Origin of the sequence: Chitinophaga sp. SYP-B3965 (assembly GCF_009647655.1) — a bacterium.
Classification (GTDB): domain Bacteria; phylum Bacteroidota; class Bacteroidia; order Chitinophagales; family Chitinophagaceae; genus Chitinophaga.
In genome coordinates this window covers 134,616-154,010 of the sequence record NZ_WJFD01000006.1, presented here as the reverse complement: position 1 = coordinate 154,010, position 19,395 = coordinate 134,616, and the positions used below count along the sequence as shown (strand labels likewise).

At 45.5% G+C, this 19,395-nt stretch carries 22 protein-coding genes; 4 read left to right on the top strand and 18 right to left on the bottom strand.

All coding sequences use genetic code 11. The features are described from left to right. Positions 1–10: 10 nt before the first annotated feature. Positions 11–346, bottom strand: coding sequence for an RNA-binding protein (locus GFS24_RS25515; protein ID WP_153664678.1), 336 nt, complete (start codon positions 344–346; stop codon positions 11–13). Between the two features lie 248 nt (positions 347–594). On the opposite strand from GFS24_RS25515, the gene GFS24_RS25510 reads away from it, so the two are divergent. Further along, entirely contained in the window at positions 595–1,314 is a 720-nt protein-coding gene (locus tag GFS24_RS25510) for a hypothetical protein (protein ID WP_153664676.1), read from the top strand. A 161-nt stretch (positions 1,315–1,475) separates the two neighbouring features. Here the strand turns inward: GFS24_RS25510 and GFS24_RS25505 are convergent, their stop codons facing one another. From GFS24_RS25505 to murC, 8 genes are all read right to left on the bottom strand, one after another. After that, complete coding sequence (locus tag GFS24_RS25505) at positions 1,476–2,090, bottom strand: DUF4230 domain-containing protein (protein WP_153664674.1); 615 nt, start codon at positions 2,088–2,090, stop codon at positions 1,476–1,478. Beyond that, entirely contained in the window at positions 2,087–2,548 is a 462-nt protein-coding gene (locus GFS24_RS25500) for a GNAT family N-acetyltransferase (RefSeq protein WP_153664672.1), read from the bottom strand. The genes GFS24_RS25505 and GFS24_RS25500 overlap by 4 nt, the downstream gene beginning before the upstream one ends. 74 nt (positions 2,549–2,622) lie before the next feature. Then, entirely contained in the window at positions 2,623–3,270 is a 648-nt protein-coding gene (locus GFS24_RS25495) for a DUF6597 domain-containing transcriptional factor (RefSeq protein WP_153664670.1), read from the bottom strand. A gap of 195 nt (positions 3,271–3,465) precedes the next feature. Continuing rightward, positions 3,466–6,294, bottom strand: coding sequence for a prolyl oligopeptidase family serine peptidase (locus GFS24_RS25490; RefSeq protein ID WP_153664668.1), 2,829 nt, complete (start codon positions 6,292–6,294; stop codon positions 3,466–3,468). Positions 6,295–6,365: 71 nt separating this feature from the next. Next, complete coding sequence (locus tag GFS24_RS25485; protein ID WP_153664666.1) at positions 6,366–7,250, bottom strand: DMT family transporter; 885 nt, start codon at positions 7,248–7,250, stop codon at positions 6,366–6,368. Beyond that, the gene (locus tag GFS24_RS25480; protein ID WP_153664664.1) at positions 7,247–7,966 is read right to left on the bottom strand and encodes a polyprenol monophosphomannose synthase; all 720 of its coding nucleotides are present in this window, start codon (positions 7,964–7,966) and stop codon (positions 7,247–7,249) included. The genes GFS24_RS25485 and GFS24_RS25480 overlap by 4 nt, the downstream gene beginning before the upstream one ends. Positions 7,967–8,038: 72 nt before the next feature. Further along, on the bottom strand, positions 8,039–8,815 hold the full coding sequence (locus tag GFS24_RS25475) for a 3'-5' exonuclease (protein ID WP_153664662.1): 777 nt from the start codon (positions 8,813–8,815) through the stop codon (positions 8,039–8,041). 13 nt (positions 8,816–8,828) lie between these two features. After that, positions 8,829–10,187, bottom strand: a complete 1,359-nt coding sequence (gene murC, locus GFS24_RS25470) for a UDP-N-acetylmuramate--L-alanine ligase (RefSeq protein ID WP_153664660.1) — start codon at positions 10,185–10,187, stop codon at positions 8,829–8,831. Positions 10,188–10,513: 326 nt separating this feature from the next. Here murC and ytxJ point away from each other — a divergent pair, with 326 nt between their 5' ends. From ytxJ to aroQ, 3 genes are all read left to right on the top strand, one after another. Next, entirely contained in the window at positions 10,514–10,837 is a 324-nt protein-coding gene (gene ytxJ, locus GFS24_RS25465; RefSeq protein ID WP_153664658.1) for a bacillithiol system redox-active protein YtxJ, read from the top strand. 108 nt (positions 10,838–10,945) lie between these two features. After that, positions 10,946–11,506: a UbiX family flavin prenyltransferase gene (locus GFS24_RS25460; RefSeq protein ID WP_153664656.1), complete on the top strand. Its 561-nt coding sequence runs from the start codon at positions 10,946–10,948 to the stop codon at positions 11,504–11,506. 40 nt (positions 11,507–11,546) lie between these two features. Beyond that, complete coding sequence (gene aroQ / locus GFS24_RS25455; RefSeq protein ID WP_153664654.1) at positions 11,547–11,966, top strand: type II 3-dehydroquinate dehydratase; 420 nt, start codon at positions 11,547–11,549, stop codon at positions 11,964–11,966. A gap of 9 nt (positions 11,967–11,975) precedes the next feature. Here the strand turns inward: aroQ and GFS24_RS25450 are convergent, their stop codons facing one another. From GFS24_RS25450 to GFS24_RS25410, 9 genes are all read right to left on the bottom strand, one after another. After that, entirely contained in the window at positions 11,976–12,992 is a 1,017-nt protein-coding gene (locus tag GFS24_RS25450) for a YhcG family protein (protein ID WP_153664652.1), read from the bottom strand. A gap of 134 nt (positions 12,993–13,126) precedes the next feature. Further along, positions 13,127–14,101, bottom strand: coding sequence for a biotin synthase BioB (bioB, locus tag GFS24_RS25445; protein ID WP_153664650.1), 975 nt, complete (start codon positions 14,099–14,101; stop codon positions 13,127–13,129). Positions 14,102–14,227: 126 nt separating this feature from the next. Further along, the gene (locus tag GFS24_RS25440; RefSeq protein ID WP_153664648.1) at positions 14,228–15,331 is read right to left on the bottom strand and encodes a M42 family metallopeptidase; all 1,104 of its coding nucleotides are present in this window, start codon (positions 15,329–15,331) and stop codon (positions 14,228–14,230) included. 52 nt (positions 15,332–15,383) lie between these two features. Continuing rightward, positions 15,384–16,232 carry a UbiA family prenyltransferase gene (locus GFS24_RS25435; RefSeq protein WP_153664646.1) on the bottom strand — a complete coding sequence of 283 codons (849 nt, stop codon included), beginning with the start codon at positions 16,230–16,232 and terminating at the stop codon, positions 15,384–15,386. A gap of 396 nt (positions 16,233–16,628) precedes the next feature. Further along, positions 16,629–17,198: an NADPH-dependent FMN reductase gene (locus tag GFS24_RS25430; protein WP_153664644.1), complete on the bottom strand. Its 570-nt coding sequence runs from the start codon at positions 17,196–17,198 to the stop codon at positions 16,629–16,631. Positions 17,199–17,264: 66 nt separating this feature from the next. After that, a complete protein-coding gene (locus GFS24_RS25425) occupies positions 17,265–17,846 on the bottom strand; it encodes a YdeI family protein (protein WP_153664642.1) in 582 nt (193 codons plus the stop codon). A gap of 11 nt (positions 17,847–17,857) precedes the next feature. Further along, positions 17,858–18,238 carry a DoxX family protein gene (locus tag GFS24_RS25420; RefSeq protein ID WP_153664640.1) on the bottom strand — a complete coding sequence of 127 codons (381 nt, stop codon included), beginning with the start codon at positions 18,236–18,238 and terminating at the stop codon, positions 17,858–17,860. Between the two features lies 1 nt (position 18,239). Further along, positions 18,240–18,704 carry an SRPBCC domain-containing protein gene (locus GFS24_RS25415; protein WP_153664638.1) on the bottom strand — a complete coding sequence of 155 codons (465 nt, stop codon included), beginning with the start codon at positions 18,702–18,704 and terminating at the stop codon, positions 18,240–18,242. A 1-nt stretch (position 18,705) separates the two neighbouring features. Then, positions 18,706–19,029, bottom strand: coding sequence for a helix-turn-helix transcriptional regulator (locus GFS24_RS25410; protein WP_153664636.1), 324 nt, complete (start codon positions 19,027–19,029; stop codon positions 18,706–18,708). Between the last annotated feature and the right edge of the window lie 366 nt (positions 19,030–19,395).

Genomic DNA, 19,395 nt, shown 5'->3' with positions numbered 1-19,395 from the left:
TAATTTAGTATTAATAACGACCGCGACCACCGCCGCCACCGTATCCACCACCGCCACCGCGGTTTCCACCACCACCTCTGCTTCCGCCACCGCCACCGTTGGCTTGCTTAGGACGAGCTTCGTTCACCATCAGTTGTTTGCCTTCCACTTCACTACCGTTCAGACTCTCCATCGCTTTAGTGCCTTCCTCCTGGTTTGCCATTTCTACAAATCCGAAACCACGTGAACGACCGGTTTCATGATCTTTGATGATTTTTGCAGAGGTAACTTGCCCGAATTCGCTAAAGATTTGGTGAAGGTCCTCATCGTTCAACCTGTAGTGCAGGTTGGCTACGTAGATGTTCATGATAAAAAAATTAAAAAATGAAAAATAATATTGAAGTTAAGGAATTAACTGAATAAAAAAAATGCTCCCTTGTTTTTTAAATGTTTTGCGTTATGGGGCGTTTGTGCCAAAATACCCTCAATCATTGGGCAGCAAAGGGTTAGAGGCCTTATATAACGGACAAAAATATGTGATTTGAAGGTGTATAAGTGGTAGATATTAAAGTTTTTCGTAACTTCAGTGAGGGCTGATCTAAACGGCCGAAAGCTATGAAGGCATTGAGTGAGACGTGGTTCGCCGAAGGATTTATAGATTTCGAATTAAAGAAATATACCCTTCTGGCATACCTGCAGGAAATCAACCGTTATTTTAACGAGAACAAGCTGTATCCGCAGTTAAGTGATGTGATCTTTCATTACAATAATCTGCTCGCATTTAAGGAGAATAAACAGTATCTCCGGCAGCAGTTTCCCAAGCAGTTAACAGCCATAAATATTGAGCGTTTGCAACTGCTGTATGAACAGCTGATCTCAGATGATGAAATGATGGAAGAGCTGGAAAGTATCATGCAGTTTTCCCTTAACAAAATGAACCGTACCATCAAAGAAGGAGCTGAGATCTATGACTTTGTGGAGGAGAAACTGAACATTACACCGGTGGGGATTATTCCGCTGGATATACAGGAAGGTTACATGTTGTTATGCGATGGAAAATTCAGTGATACGGAAGTGTATCAGTACCGCCTCACGATCTTTGAAAGGCATGATGAAAAATACAGGGGTATTCATACAAAACACATCAGTACCTATACACGCAGTCTTGCGCATACTTATCAAAGCATCAAATCAGACCTGATCCGTCATTACCGGGAGTTGCCTAACCCGGCCGTATACACGATACAAACGGAGCTGGTATTTCCTGTACAGGAAACGTTGCTGCCTGTTGCCAAACGCTGTCTGGTGAAGTATATTACGGTGAACAGGGCTTAGAGTAAATGGGGCTGCGAAGGAGGTTTTTTATTTTAAGAGAAAGAAAGAAAACTCCGTTCTTTGCTGCGCGGCAAGGTTTCTTAAAAAAAACACTCTCCCGAAAAAGATCCGCTACAAAAAGGAAAAAAAACTCCGCCCTTTGCTGCGCGGCAAGGTTTAGACTAATTCAATTTCAATACCTTGCCGGGTTCATTACCGAATTTAACTTCCACTTCATACCCCAATGGTTTGTAATAAGTGCCGATGATCTGACGGATCTTCTCTTTACTTTTTTCGAGGTAAATGTTGTTCTCTGTTAATTGTTCGCGGGAAGTTTCGTACAATTTCTTCTGTACATCTGTGTAAGTTTCATCATTAGATGGCATGAACCAGCCTTTTTTATTGGCTGTTTCCATCTGGTTGAGACGTAACTCGTAACTCAGCAATTGAGGGGCAGGAAGCTGTACTATAACGCGTTTTTCCTTCAGTGTAACGGTGAAGTTCTTCTCATCTGTATCCACACCGTATTTAGCGGTATAAGGCACGGTTACCCAAATGGTATTTTCTGCAAACACCTTTTTCAGGTTATCCGTCCAGTCCCCGTTATTCTCCACGTTGCTGCGTTTGATAGAGGCGTTTCCCTGTACTTCCAGGCTGGCCAGTTCAGCGATCTCGCGTACGATGAGGCTGTTGGATAATATGGACTGGTTCACCTTCTTGGAACCGAACCATTGGCCCAGCCAGAAGATGAATACGATAAGCAGAATAACTACGATCCACTGAATGATCTTTTTCATAATGATTTTTTCATCTCTGTATAACTCACCGGCATGATCTTGCCCATGAGGCGTTCCGGATGTTCCATCCCTTTAAAGCCAAATTGTTTGTACAGTCCGTGGGCATCCTGGGTAGCCAGCATAAACCTGCGAAGTGAGGAGAGGTCAGGATGTTCGAGGATCACTTCCATCAGCCATTTGGATAGTCCTTTCTTGCGGTGCGGTACTGCTACAAATACATCTGCGAGGTAACCGAACGTAGCAAAGTCAGTGATCACCCGGGCAAAACCTACCTGTTCTTTTCCATGATAGATACCAAAACAAAGGGAATTCTCAATAGACCTTTCCACGAAACTGCGGGGGATATCCTTTGCCCAATATGATTCTTCAGACAGGTATTGGTAGATCACATCTACCTGCAACTGGTTCTTATCTGTGGAGATCCTGTATTCTCCACGGGTCTTTTCAATGTTAAGCATTCCTAAAAATAAATAAAAACGCCGGATACGGGGATCCGACGTTTTAAATATTCCGTACTCTAAATAAAATCTGATTAAGCGTAACGTTGCCTGCGCAGGATCTTTGTGTATAACTGCGGTGTGAGGCCGGTTACTTCCATAAACTGGCGTTCCAGTGTGTGGCGGCTGGTTTTGAAGCGTAAAGCCAGGTCCAGCATTTCCACCTGTCCTTTTTGTGCGGCCAGGTAATCTACCATTTCATCTATCTGACGTAAGGCAGGTTTTTGATTGGAAACGAGGTTTTCCAGCACACTGTCCAGGATGTTCTGGATACTATCCAGATCATCTGCGTTGTTCAACTGCTGTGCAGTTACCTGCCAGCTGTCGTCCACTTTCGTAAGGTCGCGGAAGTAATTGGTAACGGACTCCATGCTGATGCCCATCAAACGATGACTGGCCACAGCATTAAGTTGTACAACCACTGCATTCAACGGACCAGTTACACGTGCATTTACTGCGCAAGTAAAAGGACCTGTTACAGACGCCTCCGGTAACTCAAAAGATGCGTGATCATTTGGTTTGAAAGCCAAAGCGCCTTTTTGAATGAATACCAGGTACTGTTTACCTAATGTAAAAAGCTTTTTCTGAGCAATGTCTGCAGCTGATGTGATGTTTTGCAGAACAATATACTGTTGCACAAAAGGTTGCAAAGTGTCTTTAGGACGAAGGTAATAGGTGTTCATAGGATTTAGCGGTTTTTGTCTGTGATCTATCTCCGCGATAACTGATGTAAACATAGTTAAAATTCCCATATACCAAAACTTTTTAATTGGAAATTTTGCAGGTTTAAATCGAAATCGTTGAAAATCTTCCAGTTAACTACAAAATAACAAAACCGGGAGCCATGCCCCCGGTTTTGCCTATTAAGGTGTTGATAATCAATAATCAAATCCCCAATTCTTCCCTTTTTCAGTAGCCGGAACGCCTTTACTTAACCAGGTTGGAGCAGGGGCTCCCTTTAGAAAATGGTCAAAGAACTGCTGTTCCCGGACCTGGATATCCTTCCGGTTCTGGCGGAGGATGAGGTTATGTGCTTCATTATTATAGTTGAGCAGCCAAACCTGTTTTCCAAGACGGCGGAGGCCGGTGAACATCTCAATACCCTGGTACCAGGGTACGGCGCCATCTGCATCATTAGACATAATTACCAGTGGCGTGGTCACCTTTGGCAGGTGGAAGAGGGGAGAGTTCTCTATATATAACTCCGGTTTCTCCCAGAGGGTAGCCCCTATCCGGCTTTGGGTGTGTTCATACTGGAACTGGCGGTTCATGCCGCTTTCCCAGCGGATACCACCATAGGCACTGGTCATATTAGCTACCGGCGCACCTGCCCATGCTGCTTTGAACAGGGTAGTAGCGGTAATTAAATGACATACCTGGTAACCACCCCAGCTCTGGCCCTGTATGGCCATATTGCTGTGATCTATCCAGGGATTCTTCGCTAATGCTTCGGCACCACTTACAATATAATCATAGGCGCTTTTGCCGGGTTTGCCGTTTTCATAGCTGATATCCGGTGCCAGTACAACATATCCGCGGCTCACGAAGAAAGAGATGTTCAATCTTGATGGCGTGGGAGCAGGGGGCTGGTAAGTATATAAACCATCTGTGAGTTTCTCATAGAAATAGATCAGCACCGGGTAACGTTTGTTTGGATCAAAGTCTTCCGGTTTGTAAAGGATACCTTCAGTGGTCTTGCCATTATAAGTATCCCATTTGATCAGTTCTGCTGTACCCCAGTTATATTCTTTCTGTTGCGGGTTGATATTGCTCAAACGTTCTGCTGTGGCAATATTGGCGCCAGCAAACACATCCGGCGATTCAATGTAATTGGCGCGCTGGAAAATATACATGTCTGCATTTTTGGCTTTCTCAGCTCCCTGGTAGGAATAAGGACCCATCACAATAACCTGCGGGCCTTTTTTATCATTCAGTTTGAGGGAATAGAATCCACCGAACTTAGAAGAATCACTTTGTGCTTCCAGCAGCAGGGATTGCTTTGGTTTCAGGAAACGGTCTTCCCTGTTCAGGCGTACATTACGGAGCACCGTTCTGGTTTGCCTGCCGAATCCTTTCGTGATCATCACCGGTGCTTCTTTGCCGGTGGGGTCTGTTTGCCAGATATCGTAACGGTCGTTGATGTACACGTATTTATCATTCTCCAGCCAGCCACTGATACCGTATGGTCCCGGATAATCCGGCATGTCCATTTCTTCATCTGTGATCTTTGTGGGAATGGCGGCGCTGATGTTGCTGATAGTACCTGTTGCTGTTTCATAGGTATTATAAGTACCGGCCGGCTGATCAAACCAATAGATGAAACGGCCCTGCGGGGAGATGAAAAAGTTTGCATCCAGTTTCTCTTTGATCGGTTTGCGTTCGCCCGTATTGATGTTTACCAGGTAGGCAGTTTTTAATGTACTACCCGTCCATTGTAATGCCACGCGTTGTCCTTTATCTGTGGTTCCGAGACCGTAAGGCGCATTTCCTTCATCCGCCACAACGAATATTTCCATTTCCTTATCACTCAATTGTATCATGCGGCCCTGCTGTGGAAAGTAAACAGCAGCATAACTCTTTTTAAGATCACGGTCCAGGTTCTTCAGCTGCATGGGTTGCAGGTAATCATCCTGGTAGTTCCATATATCTACTTTTGCTACTTCGAACTCTACGATCGTAGTATCTTTTGGCGGAAGGATAGGAGCGGTGCCAAAGAACAAACGTTCTCCGTTCTTAGAGAAGCTGGGAATACCATCTTCAGACACGCTCCATTTCTGCGGAACACCTGCAGTGGATCTGGTGACAGCTATCTGAGCACTGTCCTGCTTTGGTTTATAATAATATAAGGCGAAGAATTTCTGTAAAGCTTTTGCACTGTCCCTGCTGCCAAGGTAGGCTACCTGTTCTCCTTTTTCATCAAAGGCGAACTGTACGAATGAACCTTGTCCGCGGCTTAAGGTATCTGCTTTTTTGCCGGCTACATCCCATAACCATACACCTGCCTGGGCGAGTGAATCTTTTTTGGGCGGGCTGGTGACCAGCACTATTTTGTTACCGGGTTTGCTGATGGTATAACTGGTTACACTTTTGATGGTATCCTGTGGTGCATTGCTGCCGAGGTAACGGATCACAAGGTCTCCCGCATCTGCGCCACCGGGCTTTCCGGGGGTATCTTCATCTGCGTCTGTTTTTATGGGAGCGGGCCTTCTTGCGCCGGTTTTAGCTACGGTATCTGCCTTTGGTTTATCTATCAGATAAGCCAGCAGTCCGCTGCCTTTTTCCGGCGTTTTAAAAGACTTCACGGCAGCTACTTTCGTGATCTCCGTTTGGCCTAACTCGATAAAGCCCAGAGAATCCTTGGGCATTTCATCCGGTTTCTTTTTCTTGATCCTGGCCTGTCTTACGTCTTTAAAAAAAGGTCTGATCGTAAACACAACAAAGCGGGAATCTTCCGTGATCACCGCGCTGGTAGCTCTTGGAACGGCAAGCTGCTGGCCATTTTTAAGATTGCGGATCATGAGGGTAGCATCTCCCTCCTGCGGCGTAACCGCGTAAATTGCCCATAACCCGTTATTGCTGATCGCTTTGGTGCCAATGTTCTGCCAGCCGTCATACACGGTATGATCCAGCGGTTTTTTAGATTGGGCCATTGCGCCTAATGGTAATAGTACGGATAGGGATACGAACCATCTTACAGATCGTTTCATAAGCCATTTAGATTTTATGTTTCACAAAATAATAATTCCTGCGGGAAAGAAGGAGGGAAGGTGATGAATGGTTAAGCCAGTTTGCTGCGCCGCGTCTGACGGAATACCCTTATCATCTGGAGTACTACGGATAATAAGATGAGGCCCAGACCTATATAGAACTCGTTCCGCAATAGTTTGTTCTCCTGGAAAAGGATGAACGCCAGGATGATGCTGTATAACGGTTCCAGGCTGAAACAAAGGTTCACGGTGAAGGCAGAGATCTTTTTGAGTGCATTCATGGAGAGGGTGTACATCAGTACGGTACAGAACCATGCCAGCGCCAGGAGATATACAAAGTCCATGAAAGAAGGGATCATGGAAGCTACAGGGAAGGCGTGCAGGTAAAAGGGCAGGAGCAGGGAAATACCAAGGAAGCCAATGCCCAGTTCATAAAAGGTAATGTTCTCTGTATCGTATTTGGCTACCAGCCTTTTGTTGAATACGGTGAACAGCGCGGCAAACATAGAAGAGATAATACCGAGTATGATGCCGGTACGGTATTGGGTATCGAAATGAAAGATCAGGAGGATGCCCATCAGGGTGAGCAGGCTCAGCAGTAATTCCACTTTATCAAAAGCGCGCCGGTTGATGAGGGGATCAAAGAGGGCGGTGAATAAACTGGTGAGGGAAAAGCATACTACGCCGATGGATACATTAGCATATTTGATGCTGCCGTAGAAGAAGATCCAGTGCATGGCTACGATGAACCCGGTGCCGCCTATACGTAATATGGCCGCTGTGGGAAGCTTCTTTAGCCTGCCCTGCCAGCGGAACAATACAAACATCGTTACGGCGGTGAGCAGTAAGCGGTACCAGACCAGTAAACCTTCGTTCAATGTAATGAGCTTACCGAGGATACCGGTAAAGCCAGCTAAAAAAACGGAGAGATGGAGTTGTAAGAATGCTTTTTTCATTTGCCAAACAGGCTCTGCAACTGGATCTTCAACACACCTAAAATGCCTTCCTTCACAATGCCTTTACTCATTTTAGAATAGCCTTCCTTGCGGTCGATGAAAGTGATAGGTACTTCCTTTATTTTAAAGCCCAGCTTCCAGGCGGTGAATTTCATTTCTATCTGGAACGCGTATCCCACGAACTGGATCTTATCCAGCTGGATCTTTTCCAGTACGCTGCGTTTGTAACATACAAAACCTGCAGTGGCATCCTTTACGGGGATCCAGGTAATGAGGCGTACGTAGATGGAAGCACCATACGACAGTACAGCCCGGTCCCATGGCCAGTTTTCCGTATTGCCGCCTTTTACATAACGGGAGCCAACGGAAACATCTGCTCCTTCTGCAGCGCAGGCATGATGTAAACGAACGAGGTCTGCCGGGTTATGGGAGAAGTCCGCATCCATTTCCGTGATATACTTATAATCTCTTGCGAGCGCCCACTTAAAGCCATGGATATACGCTGTGCCAAGCCCAAGCTTGCCACGGCGTTCTTCCAGGAATAACTGTCCCGCATACTTTGTTTGCAGTTCTTTTACGATGTTACCGGTGCCGTCCGGAGAGCCATCATCTACAATAAGTACATGGAAATCCTGCTGTAAAGCGAATACCGCGTCAATGATCCGGTGGATATTGTCCTTTTCGTTGTACGTTGGTATGATAACTAATTTTTCCAATTAGCAATTGCGGTTTTAAGGATGGCGAAAATAGGTAATATCCCGTTTAAAATATCATTGTTAACGAAAACATTATGGTTTCTTTAGCATCATACTGTGATAAATCTCTGATAGTTTCTGCTTTGTGTTGAGGGGGAAATCCGCTTTCATCATCCAATCATAATATTGGGGCTCTATTTTCAGTACGTCTCTAACAGGCCTGCCCTTGTATTTGCCAAAGTTGAAGAGTTCTACACCGTTCTGCATGGTCATCCTGCGCGCAAAATCAACATAATCCTCTTCTTTGGTGAAAGTGGCCAGGGCATCTACGTCTGGTTTGAGTTGCTGTTCATACCTTATCAGCTGGGCTTCCAGGATCTCATATGTGGCAATGGCATCGGCTTCTGCACTGTGTGCATTGGTGAGGTCTTTATCACAATAGAACTTGTAAGCAGCACTGAGTGTACGTTTTTCCATCAGGTGGAAGATCTTTTGTACGTCTACAAACTTGCGGGTGTTGATGTCGAAGTTGAGTTCCAGCCGTAGGAATTCTTCTACAAGCAGGGGTACATCAAACCTGTTGGAATTGTATCCGGCTATATCGCAATTTTCGAGGAACTGTTTGTATTCATTGGCCACCTGTTTAAAAGTGGGGGCATCTTTCACATCTTCGTCCGTGATCCCATGGATGGCTGTAGTAACTGCCGGGATAGGAATACCGGGGTTGATGCGTTTGGTTTTATTGAGAACGGACTTGTCCGGCATCACTTTTATAACAGAGATCTCAATGATACGGTCCGTTGCTACGTTGGTGCCTGTAGTTTCCAGATCAATAAAAGCAAGTGGACGGGTGAGTTGTAATGCAGACATATTTCTTTGGGTTCTAAACCGTTAAGTATTTTTTTAATCCTCCAAAATCCAAACCTTCATAATCGCCGGAGCTCATCAGGAGGACGTTGGTATTGTGAAAATCCTGCTGACCGAGGAACGTTTCGAGGGCAGAACGGGTGTTTAATATAACAAGATCTTTATTGGCAAAACCTTCCCGGATGATTTCGGGGCTCAGGTCCGGCATGCGTTTGATCTCCAGGGCGTGGGCGCTGTAAAATACGCCTGCCAGGTCTGCCGGGTCCAGTGCACCTGCATATTCATGCATGAAAGCGGCATTCAGGCTGCTGTACGTATGTAATTCCAGCACGGCAATGAGTTTGCGTTTTGGATATTGTTTACGGAGTGCCTGTATGGTAGCCTTCACTTTGGAGGGTGCATGGGCAAAGTCGCGGTAAATGGCGGTTTGCTCACTTTTAGCCACCAGTTCCATTCTCTTCGCTGCGCCCTTAAAGGTAGCAATTGCTGCCAGAAAATCAATTTCACCAATGCCTAAAGCCTTGCAAACCAAAAGGGCAGCGTGGATGTTTAAGAGGTTATGCTCCCCGAAAACCATCAGGTCTGTGGAGCTTTTGCCAAAAAATACACGGGTGAGGCCATTAATAATGGTATGTTCCGGTACCCCGTAAGGGATGCATTCCAGGTGACCGCCTTCTTTGGCTACCAGTTGACGGAGGGTTTCGTCCGTTTGGTTATAGATCAGTTTGCCGCCCTTTTCCATGGTACGGATAAAGATGGCGAACTGCTCCAGGTAGTTCTCAAAAGTGGGGAAAACATTGATGTGATCCCATGCAATGCCGCTCAGTACGGAAATATGGGGGTGAAGGAAGTGGAATTTGGGCCTTTTTTCCAGTACGGAGGCCGGATATTCGTCTGCTTCACACACAATGAGCGGGGCATTTGTAACGTTTACGGATTGGGAAAAGCCTTCCAGCTTTGCGCCCACCAGGTAATCGAATTGCTGGTGGCATAACTGCAAAACGTGCATGATCATGGAGGTAATGGTGGTTTTACCATGACTGCCGCCGATGGCCACACGGGTTTTGTCCTTACTTTCCTGGTAAATGTATTCCGGGAAGGAGTAGATCTTTAGTCCGAATTCCTGTGCTTTGAGCAGTTCCGGGTTATCCGCCCGGGCGTGCATGCCCAGGATCACTGCGTCGAAGTCCGGTTGGATGCGGGCAGGGTCCCAGCCGAGGGAGGCGGGGAGAATCCCTGCAGTGGCGAGGTTTGACCTGGAAGGTTCAAAAATCTCGTCGTCGCTGCCGCTTACTTCGTAACCTTTATGCTTGAGGGCGATGGCCAGCTGGTGCATTACACTGCCGCCGATCGCTATAAAATGTACTTTTGCCATGACAATTCCCGGGTCTTTATGTATTAAATTTGCAAACTAAATCAGGTAATTAACAGCACATAGTGTTGTTTTTTTTAATATAAATTATATATTTGCAAATATAAGGTCACAAAATACGAATCACCAAGTGCAAATAATTCAAGCCTATGAAATTTCGTTTATTTACTAAAATGGAGAATATGAAATCAGTATACCGCTTGATCGGTACATTTTGTGTTTTGGTAGTTTTTTCTGCCATGTTTACCTCCTGTGCTTCACAGAAGCTGGGATGCCCCATGAAGATCACCAAGGTACAGCAAGAAAAGAGTAAAAACTGCTAGTACGTTATGTGGATTGAATTGGATAGTGAAGAGCAATTGATGATGATACAGTCTCGTTCTTTTGAACAGAAGGCGGTAATTTTCAAACACAGTACCCGCTGCAGCATTAGCAGCATGGTGAAATCCCGCCTGGAAAGGTCGGTAGTACCCGAGGGGATTGAGTTTTATTACCTTGATCTGATCAGGTACAGGGCCATTAGCAACCGGGTTGCGGAGATGTACGACATCCCGCATGAATCCCCGCAGCTGTTATTGATCCGTAACGGGGAGTGTATATACGATGAGAGCCATATGGCCATCAGGATGGAAGAGTTGGAAGAGATGAGTTGAAAATAATTAAGGGGGTTAAACTTCTGATCTACTCTCTGCGCAAGTTTGCTTGTGTGGAGAGTAGATTTTTTTTGTTGTTACCTGAGGGCTGTGTGTTAGCTTTGTGGTATGAAACATCGTATAGTTGTGGCGGTTACGGGTGCCAGTGGCTCAATCTATGCCAGGCAGCTTTTGAACAAGCTGGTGGGTTTGAAGGAGCAGGTGGACCAGGTGGCGATAGTCCTGACAGAGAATGCCAGGACTGTTTGGGAAACGGAGCTTGGTGATCAGGGGTTTAAGCACCTTCCTTTTCCTGTTTATACCCAGCATGATTTCCATGCCCCATTTGCTTCCGGCAGCGGGCGTTATAATACTATGATCATCTGCCCTTGTTCTATGGGTACCCTTGGCCGCATTGCCGGTGGTATTTCCAATGATCTGATCACCCGTGCGGCGGATGTGGTGCTGAAAGAGCGGCGTAAACTGATCTGTGTGCTGCGGGATACGCCTTATAATTTGATACATATCCGCAATATGCAAACGGTGACGGAGGCGGGTGGTATCATTTGTCCGGCTACGCCTTCTTTTTATAGTAAGCCTTCTACGATCGAAGAGGTGGTGGCGACGGTGGTGGATCGTGTGATTGATCTGGCGGGGTTGGAGCAGGATACTTTCCGTTGGGGGGAATAAAATTTTTTTGGTTGATAATTTTTTAAGCAGTTTTACATTCATGAAAATAGCCATCATCAACGGGCCTAATCTTAACCTGCTGGGGAAGCGGGAACCGGAAGTTTACGGCAGCCTTACTTTTGAGCAATACCTGGAAACGCTTAAAGCGGAATTCCCGGATGTGCAGATCGATTACTTTCAGAACAATGTGGAAGGGGAGATCGTGAATCATTTGCATAGTGTGGGGTTTTCTTATGATGGTATCCTGTTGAATGCGGGTGCTTATACGCATACTTCTGTGGCGATCAGGGATGCTATTGCAGGGATTAAAACTCCTGTGGTGGAGATCCATATCAGTAATATCTATGCGCGGGAGGAATTCCGGCATACTTCGCTTACAGCGGCTAAGGCGGTGGGAGTTATTTGTGGTTTGGGGATGAAGGGGTATGCTTTGGGGGTGAGGTTTTTTCTGGAGAAATAAGATTGGTGTTTATGTTAAACTTCTTTCGACCTCTTCAATTGTTGGTAGTTGCATCATAAGTTCATCAGGAATAACCTGCAATAATTCAAAAGCACTAACACCTATTGGTTTATTCATGTCCCGCAGGGCATATTCAACTTCGATCTTATCCTTTGTCCTGCATAATAAAATCCCAATAGAAGGGTTATCCGCCGGGTGCTTCAACTGGCTATCCACTGCGGAAAGATAAAAATTTAACTTCCCGGCATACTCTGGTTTAAATCTGCCTGCTTTTAGTTCTATTACTACAAAACATCGAAGATGGAGATGATAGAAGAGCAAGTCGATGAAATAATCGGTCTCACTTATTTCTAACTTGTATTGCCGTCCCACAAATGAAAACCCTTTTCCCAATTCTAACATAAATGCAGTGATCTTTTGAGTAAGGGCATGCTCTATTTCCCGTTCCTGAGCATCGTCCTGTAATCCCAGAAAGTCAAAATGATAAGGATCTTTGATCGTTTCAATAGCCAGGTCGGATTGCGGCTTGGGTAAGGTCAACTCAAAATTATGGTCTGCTTTTCCAACCCTTAAATGAAATCCACCCTTTATTTTTGCTTCCAGTGTATCGCGGGACCAGTTATTCTTATGCGCTGCAATTGCATACTGCATCAGTATTTCAATGTCCTTTACCTTAGTGATCAGCAACGTTTGATAAGACCAGGGTAATTGTGCCACAGGGTGTGGCACAAATTCAAATTTGTCTGAAAAAAACAGATACCATTGGCGGATAGTATACAGATTCCTTCGGGAGAATCCATTAATCCTGGGGAAGCTGCCTTTTAAATCAGTCGAAAGTTGTTGAAGGAAATTTTCGCCCCACTTGAATTCTGTTTGTCTTGCAACAATTTCTTTCCCCAGATCCCAATAAAGTTCAATCAGGATAATATTGGAGTTAACAGCCGTTCTTAACTGGGCTTGTTGAACTTTTTGTTTAATTTCCAGGAACCATTGCTTATAATCAGCATCCCATATAGGCTTATCCATATTATTGAGTTAACAGGGTGCTAATTAATAGATAAGCGGGCAAATAAAAAGTTAAACAACAGTTATCAGAAAAGGTAAAAAAAATGGAGAGCTTTAGGCTCTCCATGTGGTATAATTTCAACAGCACTTATTAATTAGTGCACGTGTACATGTTCTTCTTTAAAAGCCTCTCTTGGTTTGAGGCCTAAGAGTTCAAACATCATGTGATCTTCTTCGAAGGAAGGGTTTTTGGTGGTCAGGAGTTTTTCTCCGGTGAAGATGGAGTTGGCGCCTGCCATGAAACACATGGCTTGTTCGGAAAGGCTCATTTCAGCACGGCCGGCACTTAAGCGTACCATAGCTCCCGGCATCAGGATGCGGGTAGTGGCAATCATACGGACCATATCCCAGAACTCTACTTTTGGCAGATGTTCAAGTGGCGTGCCTTTTACGCGGGTGAGGGCGTTGATGGGAACGGAATCAGGATGAGCAGGCATGGTGGATAACGTGCGGAGCATAGTGATGCGGTCCTCATGTGTTTCGCCCAGGCCAATGATACCGCCACAGCAAACAGTTACACCAGCTTTACGCACATTGTCGATCGTTTTGAGACGGTCGTCGTAAGTGCGGGTGGTGATGATCTCACCATAGTATTCATCAGAGGTATCCAGGTTGTGGTTGTAGGAGAAGAGGCCGGCATCTGCGAGTCGCTTTGCCTGAGATTCTGTGAGCATGCCCAATGTGCAGCATACTTCCATGCCTATCTCATTTACACCTTTCACCATGTCTATCACTCTGTCAAAATCCCGGTTATCGCGTACTTCGCGCCATGCGGCACCCATACAGAAACGGGTAGAACCAGCATCTTTCGCTTTTTGGGCGTAGGCCAGTACTTCGTCCTTTTTCATCAGGGCTTGTACATCAACACCTGTATTATATCTGGCTGCCTGCGGGCAATAAGCGCAATCTTCGGAACAGCCGCCTGTTTTGATGGAGAGCAGGGTACATACCTGTACTTCTGCAGTATCCTGGTACTCCCGGTGCAAGGTGGCAGCGCGGTACATGAGTTCCAACAGGGGAGTGTTATAGATATCCTTAATTTCTTCAAGTGTCCAATCGTGACGGATCATATACTTCGGATTTGACGGCAAACCTACAAATCAATTACGAATTTACCATTACGAATTACGAATTAAATTATATTTTCTTGTGTTAATGCTTCATTCGTAGTGCTAAGGCGCTAATTGATGGTTGGTTTACAGGTATTGGAAATTGGTTTTCGGCGTAATGTTGAGTAAGGTCTGGTAGATCAGCTGGATGGTATTTTCCACGTCGTCTTTCTTGATCATTTCCACGGTGGTGTGCATATAGCGCAGGGGAATGCTGATCAGGGCAGAAGGGGTACCATCGTTTGCATAGGCAAAAGCGTCTGTATCTGTACCCGTGCTGCGGCTTACGGCATGCAGCTGGTGAGGGATCTTTTCTTTTTGCGCGGTTTTGATGATCAGGTCGCGGAGGATGTTGTGTACGGCAGGGCCATAAGTAATGCTTGGACCGGCGCCGCATTTGATCTCTCCTTCGATGTTCTTGTTGATCATCGGGGTGGTGGTATCATGTGTTACGTCTGTGATGATGGCTACATTTGGTTTAATGCGTTTGGCGATCATCTCTGCGCCCCGCAGGCCAACTTCTTCCTGTACGGCATTTACGATGTATAAACCGAAAGGCAGGCGTTGTTTATTCTCCTTCAGCAGGCGGGCTACTTCGGCGATCATGAAACCACCGATACGGTTATCCAGCGCACGGCAGATAAAATAATCGTAGTTCAGTTCTTCGAATCCGTCATCAAAGGTTACCACGCAACCTACGTGAATGCCCAGTTCTTCTACTTCTTTGCGGGAGCGGGCGCCACAATCCAGGAAGATGTTATCCACCTTGGGATGTGGTTCTTTACCATCTGCGCTGCTGCGGAGGCGGGTATGGATGGCAGGCCATCCAAATACAGCTTTCACGCTGCCGGCTGCGGTATGGATATTTACACGCATGGAGGGGGCAATTGCCTGATCGGAGCCGCCATTGCGGATCACATAGATCAGGCCTTCCGGGGAAACGTAGTTTACAAACCAGGAGATCTCATCCGCATGGGCTTCGATCACTACTTTGAAAGCTGCGTCCGGGTTGATCACACCAACGGCAGAGCCATAGGAGTCCACGATGGTATCATCTATATAAGGTTTAAGATATTCCAGCCAAAGTTTTTGTCCTTCCTTCTCAAAACCAGTAGGGGAGGGATTGTTGAGATAAGTCTTCAAAAAGGCCAACGATTCCTTCGTTAATATTGATTTTTGTTTCTTAGACATCTTTGTTCGATTAATTATCCTGCGAAAATACGGATTCCCGGCATTCTGTGCATCATATTCCGCCGGCGCTCACCCAAAGGAGATGTATGAGGGCAGAGAGCATCATCAAACCATCGAGGAAAAAGTAGTAGACATAATCCGAATTGTGTGTTTGTGCATATCGTTTAATCATGGCCGTTATACTGACAGGAACCAGTAAACTGAATAACACAAAGATGGGTATGGAAGGCGCCAGGAGTAAGGCAAACACGGCAGCTAAAACGATGGAGCCGTAGTATAATTTATCCAGCTGTGTATCCGGGAGTATGGTGATGAGGCTGCGGATGCCCTGTTGGCGATCCTGTTCTCTGTCGCGATAATCGAAGAGGATGCAGATGGCGTAGATGAGGAAGAAGCGGTGGCCGGTGAGGTACAATGTTTCCAGCGCATCTGTATTACCTGCTATGAGGGCAGGGAGTACGGTGGTAACGTAAGTCCATACGAAAGTGAGGAAGATGGTTTTGCCGACGGCGATCCTGCTGAGCCAGCGGAAAGTTTTATGTGGCACTTTGGGGGCGGAGTACAGGAAAGTAAGGAGTACGGCGCCGCTTACGGGTAACCAGTGATGTAATAAAGGGATGCCGAACCAGATAGCACCTAAGAGGCCGATGGCACATCCCAGCAATTGCAGTTTACGCTGGCGCTGGCCCCAGAGGATCCTTTCTGAGTGGCCGGGGGAACCGGTGGTGAGGTACCAGTGAAAGTTATAACTGCAGATGGTGGAGAAGAACACGAAGCCGTAATAGTTCAGGGTATCGTACCGTAGTTGCAGGATATCGTTGGTTTGCCAGGTCATCAGTACGGCACAGATGGCAATGTATAGTGAACTGAACAGGATAAAGTTGAAGAAGCCCCGGATCATGGATGCTAAAATAGGAAATAGCTGAGGATATCTTATATGAGCCAGGTCATGTGGGGTTTATGAGATAAGTCATTGGTAGCTTATAAGAGGGGTTATCAGTAATTTATGCTATAGAGGAAGTAAGGCTGGTACATGGGAGGGAGATGGGGGAACTATGAGGGGGAGATGGGAGGGAGATGGGGAGGTGTGGGGGAGAGGGTGGAGATGGTGTGGACTTGCTGTGGAGATGATGTGGACTTGGGGTGGACTTGGTCTGTTTTTAATGTGGAAAGTAAATACGATAAAGGAATTCAGCGTTCTCTTAAAACACTGAATTCCTCAAAAAATGTATTTATTATAAATGTTTTGCCATTATTATTAATTAGTAATACATTAATAATAATTCAACTTCTTTTGCTACTTGTTCTCTTTTATGATCTTTAATCCCTTCGTCCATCTAACGAGTTCATTAAGCATCACTTTGGCTTGCTTTTCAGCAGATTCTGTGGGCACGAATACATCTTCATCATTAATGAATTGTGCGAAGAAGGGGAGATGTACTGCTTCTGTTAAAGACACCATTTTAAATGTAGCCAGGTCGTTCTTCAGGCTGTTGGCGGCTCTTGTTCCGGCAGACACACCACCATAACTTACTGTTCCCGCAGCTTTGTATCCCCATTCATGAAAGAGGTATTCCAATGCGTTGCGCAGGGGAGCAGGGTAATTATAATCATATTCACCGGTTACAAAAATGAAGGCATCTGCTGCATCAATGGTTTCGCTCCATTGTTTAGTGTGTGCATGTTCATACTTCCTCATGCTGGGATGATGTGGTTCAGACATCATCGGGAGGTTGATGGTGGCGAGGTCCAGCACTTCTACTTCAAAGCTGCCATGCTGTTTGGCCAGTTCAGTGATCCAGTTGGCTACGATGGGACCTTTGCGACCTTCCCTTATCGTAGCGATGATGATTTTTAATTGGTACATGCCGCAAATGTAGTGCTCTTTCATAACAGAAACGAGCGCGCTTACCTGAACGTAAGTGGGGAGGAATCACTCATCCTCCAGTCCCTTTCCTTCCAGGATCTTCGGCATGAATTTCTCCACTCTCGACGCCCGGGTTTTGGATTGTTTGGCCTGAGAGAAATGAAAGATGTATGCTCTTTGCCGTCCTGGTGTTAAGGCTTTGAAAGCCTTTTTCAGGGCGGGTATTTTATCTAATTTATCCTGGAATTCTTCCGGAACGGGGAAGTCTTCGGTCTTTTTTAATTCTACTTTCAGGCCGGCTTCTTCTACTTCCACCGCTTCAAAAATGTAAGCTTTCAGGGTAGCTTTCAGCTTGGTTATTTCCTGCACACTGGTGAACCTGATCTGGCGTGCCGACTGCACATTCTTCGTTTGCTGGATCAGGATGCCTTTGGGATCCTTTAGCAAAACGCCTTTATGAAACAGCAGCGCACAGTATTCTTTAAAATCATGTATCAACACGATGTTGGTTCCTTCAAACGTATAACAGGGAACACCCCACTTCAATTCTTCGGTCAGTTGGCAGTCAAGAACGATCGTTCTTAATAGTTCCAGTTCCTTCTGCCACTTTTCGGCTTTTTGAAAATAGAAATCAACCTTAGGATTCATAGTTTTCAAATTTATTGGTTAACTGAAAGTTTCCTGTTTGCGGGCCTGAAATACCAGGAAATCACTGTCAGGACGAGCAATAACAGCGGGGGCCATATTTTACTTACTGGATTACCTACTGCTATATGCGAAAATATCGCACCGGACATGGCAAAGAAAAAGCCTGCATAAGCCCATTCCTTCACTAAAGGAAATTTAGGAATAAGTACGGATACTACGCCGAGTAATTTCCAGATACCTATTATTGTGAGAATGTAAACAGGGTAGCCTAAATGGGTAATGTTTTCCACTTCTTCCTTCACTTTCATTAACTGTACTATTCCTGTAGCTACCATGCCTAATGCGAGCCATAACGTGGCGATCCAATAGATGATCTTGTTTCTCTTTGTCATATTATTTTGATTTAGTTAGGATTTCCTGTATACGGTTATGTGCCATGTTGATGCCTTGTTTGAATGGCAGCTGCAACATTTGATCTCTGTATTTTCCAGATTTATATATTACGTGCATCGTGAGTTTGCTGGTATCTTCTGTGAGTTTTTCAAATTCAATGAACTCCAGCTGAACGGCAAATGGTGTATTTTCCATTTCAAAGGTCCGTGTGATCTTCTGGTTAGGACTGAACTCATGGATGGTTCCGTGGAACCTGTATTTGTTTCCTTTAGGATCTGTTGTTTCATAGAGATAACTGCCATGGTTCTTGTTTTCCAGTTTCAGGACTTTCGTTCCCATCCATTCCTCAATCAGTTCCGGTTCTTCATATGCCCTGAAAAGTAATTCCAGCGGGAGATCAAATTCCCTTGTAATGACGAGGTCCTGTCTGCCGTTTTCGGCATTGATCTTTGTTTTTAGTTCCATGTTATTTTTTGGGTTTGTATTTTTTCATGATGGATTCCAGTTTATTAAAACGATCATCCCACATTTGGCGGAATGGTTCAATGAAGTCTGCTACTTCTTTCATTTTTTTTGCGTTTATATGGTAATGGATCTCCCTGCCGGTTTGAGTTTGTTCCAGTAACTCGCATTCTGTGAGGATCTGTAAATGTTTGGAAACGGTGGGTCTGGCTGTGTCAAAGTTGGAGGCTATCGCACCGGCTGTCATGGATTGCGAAGCCACTAACAGCAGTATGGCCCTTCTTGTGGGGTCTGCTATGGCCTGGAATACGTCTCTTCTTAGATTCATTGCGTAGCTATTTGACTACAAATATATGCGTAGTTAAGTAACTACGCAAATTTATTTTCTGGCTGCGAGGGGAGAGGGGGATTTTTTTAGAAAGAAGAGCGATTTGAAGAAGGGGGGATTTTTCAACGAGTGGGGAGTGGGGGGATTTTTTCAGTGAAGGGGAGGTTTTCCAATGAAGGAGGATTTTTATTTTTCAACAGGCGGGGGGAGGGAGTTTTTATTTTTTCAACGAGGGCGAGAGGGAATTTTCCCAACGAGCAGGGGGAGGGGGATTTTTTCAACGAGCGGGGGAGAGAGTTTGCCGCGCAGCAGAGGGCGGAGGTTTTTTCTTTTAGCTGGTAAATAAAAAAGGCGCCTTATCCAGGC

Bases quoted from the DNA above. Each gene is read 5' to 3' on its own strand.
- GFS24_RS25515 (WP_153664678.1), bottom strand. From the start codon at position 346: ATGAACATCTACGTAGCCAACCTGCACTACAGGTTGAACGATGAGGAC.
- GFS24_RS25510 (WP_153664676.1), top strand. From the start codon at position 595: ATGAAGGCATTGAGTGAGACGTGGTTCGCCGAAGGATTTATAGATTTC.
- GFS24_RS25505 (WP_153664674.1), bottom strand. From the start codon at position 2,090: ATGAAAAAGATCATTCAGTGGATCGTAGTTATTCTGCTTATCGTATTC.
- GFS24_RS25500 (WP_153664672.1), bottom strand. From the start codon at position 2,548: ATGCTTAACATTGAAAAGACCCGTGGAGAATACAGGATCTCCACAGAT.
- GFS24_RS25495 (WP_153664670.1), bottom strand. From the start codon at position 3,270: ATGAACACCTATTACCTTCGTCCTAAAGACACTTTGCAACCTTTTGTG.
- GFS24_RS25490 (WP_153664668.1), bottom strand. From the start codon at position 6,294: ATGAAACGATCTGTAAGATGGTTCGTATCCCTATCCGTACTATTACCA.
- GFS24_RS25485 (WP_153664666.1), bottom strand. From the start codon at position 7,250: ATGAAAAAAGCATTCTTACAACTCCATCTCTCCGTTTTTTTAGCTGGC.
- GFS24_RS25475 (WP_153664662.1), bottom strand. From the start codon at position 8,815: ATGTCTGCATTACAACTCACCCGTCCACTTGCTTTTATTGATCTGGAA.
- murC (WP_153664660.1), bottom strand. From the start codon at position 10,187: ATGGCAAAAGTACATTTTATAGCGATCGGCGGCAGTGTAATGCACCAG.
- ytxJ (WP_153664658.1), top strand. From the start codon at position 10,514: ATGTGGATTGAATTGGATAGTGAAGAGCAATTGATGATGATACAGTCT.
- GFS24_RS25460 (WP_153664656.1), top strand. From the start codon at position 10,946: ATGAAACATCGTATAGTTGTGGCGGTTACGGGTGCCAGTGGCTCAATC.
- aroQ (WP_153664654.1), top strand. From the start codon at position 11,547: ATGAAAATAGCCATCATCAACGGGCCTAATCTTAACCTGCTGGGGAAG.
- GFS24_RS25450 (WP_153664652.1), bottom strand. From the start codon at position 12,992: ATGGATAAGCCTATATGGGATGCTGATTATAAGCAATGGTTCCTGGAA.
- bioB (WP_153664650.1), bottom strand. From the start codon at position 14,101: ATGATCCGTCACGATTGGACACTTGAAGAAATTAAGGATATCTATAAC.
- GFS24_RS25440 (WP_153664648.1), bottom strand. From the start codon at position 15,331: ATGTCTAAGAAACAAAAATCAATATTAACGAAGGAATCGTTGGCCTTT.
- GFS24_RS25435 (WP_153664646.1), bottom strand. From the start codon at position 16,232: ATGATCCGGGGCTTCTTCAACTTTATCCTGTTCAGTTCACTATACATT.
- GFS24_RS25430 (WP_153664644.1), bottom strand. From the start codon at position 17,198: ATGTACCAATTAAAAATCATCATCGCTACGATAAGGGAAGGTCGCAAA.
- GFS24_RS25425 (WP_153664642.1), bottom strand. From the start codon at position 17,846: ATGAATCCTAAGGTTGATTTCTATTTTCAAAAAGCCGAAAAGTGGCAG.
- GFS24_RS25420 (WP_153664640.1), bottom strand. From the start codon at position 18,238: ATGACAAAGAGAAACAAGATCATCTATTGGATCGCCACGTTATGGCTC.
- GFS24_RS25415 (WP_153664638.1), bottom strand. From the start codon at position 18,704: ATGGAACTAAAAACAAAGATCAATGCCGAAAACGGCAGACAGGACCTC.
- GFS24_RS25410 (WP_153664636.1), bottom strand. From the start codon at position 19,029: ATGAATCTAAGAAGAGACGTATTCCAGGCCATAGCAGACCCCACAAGA.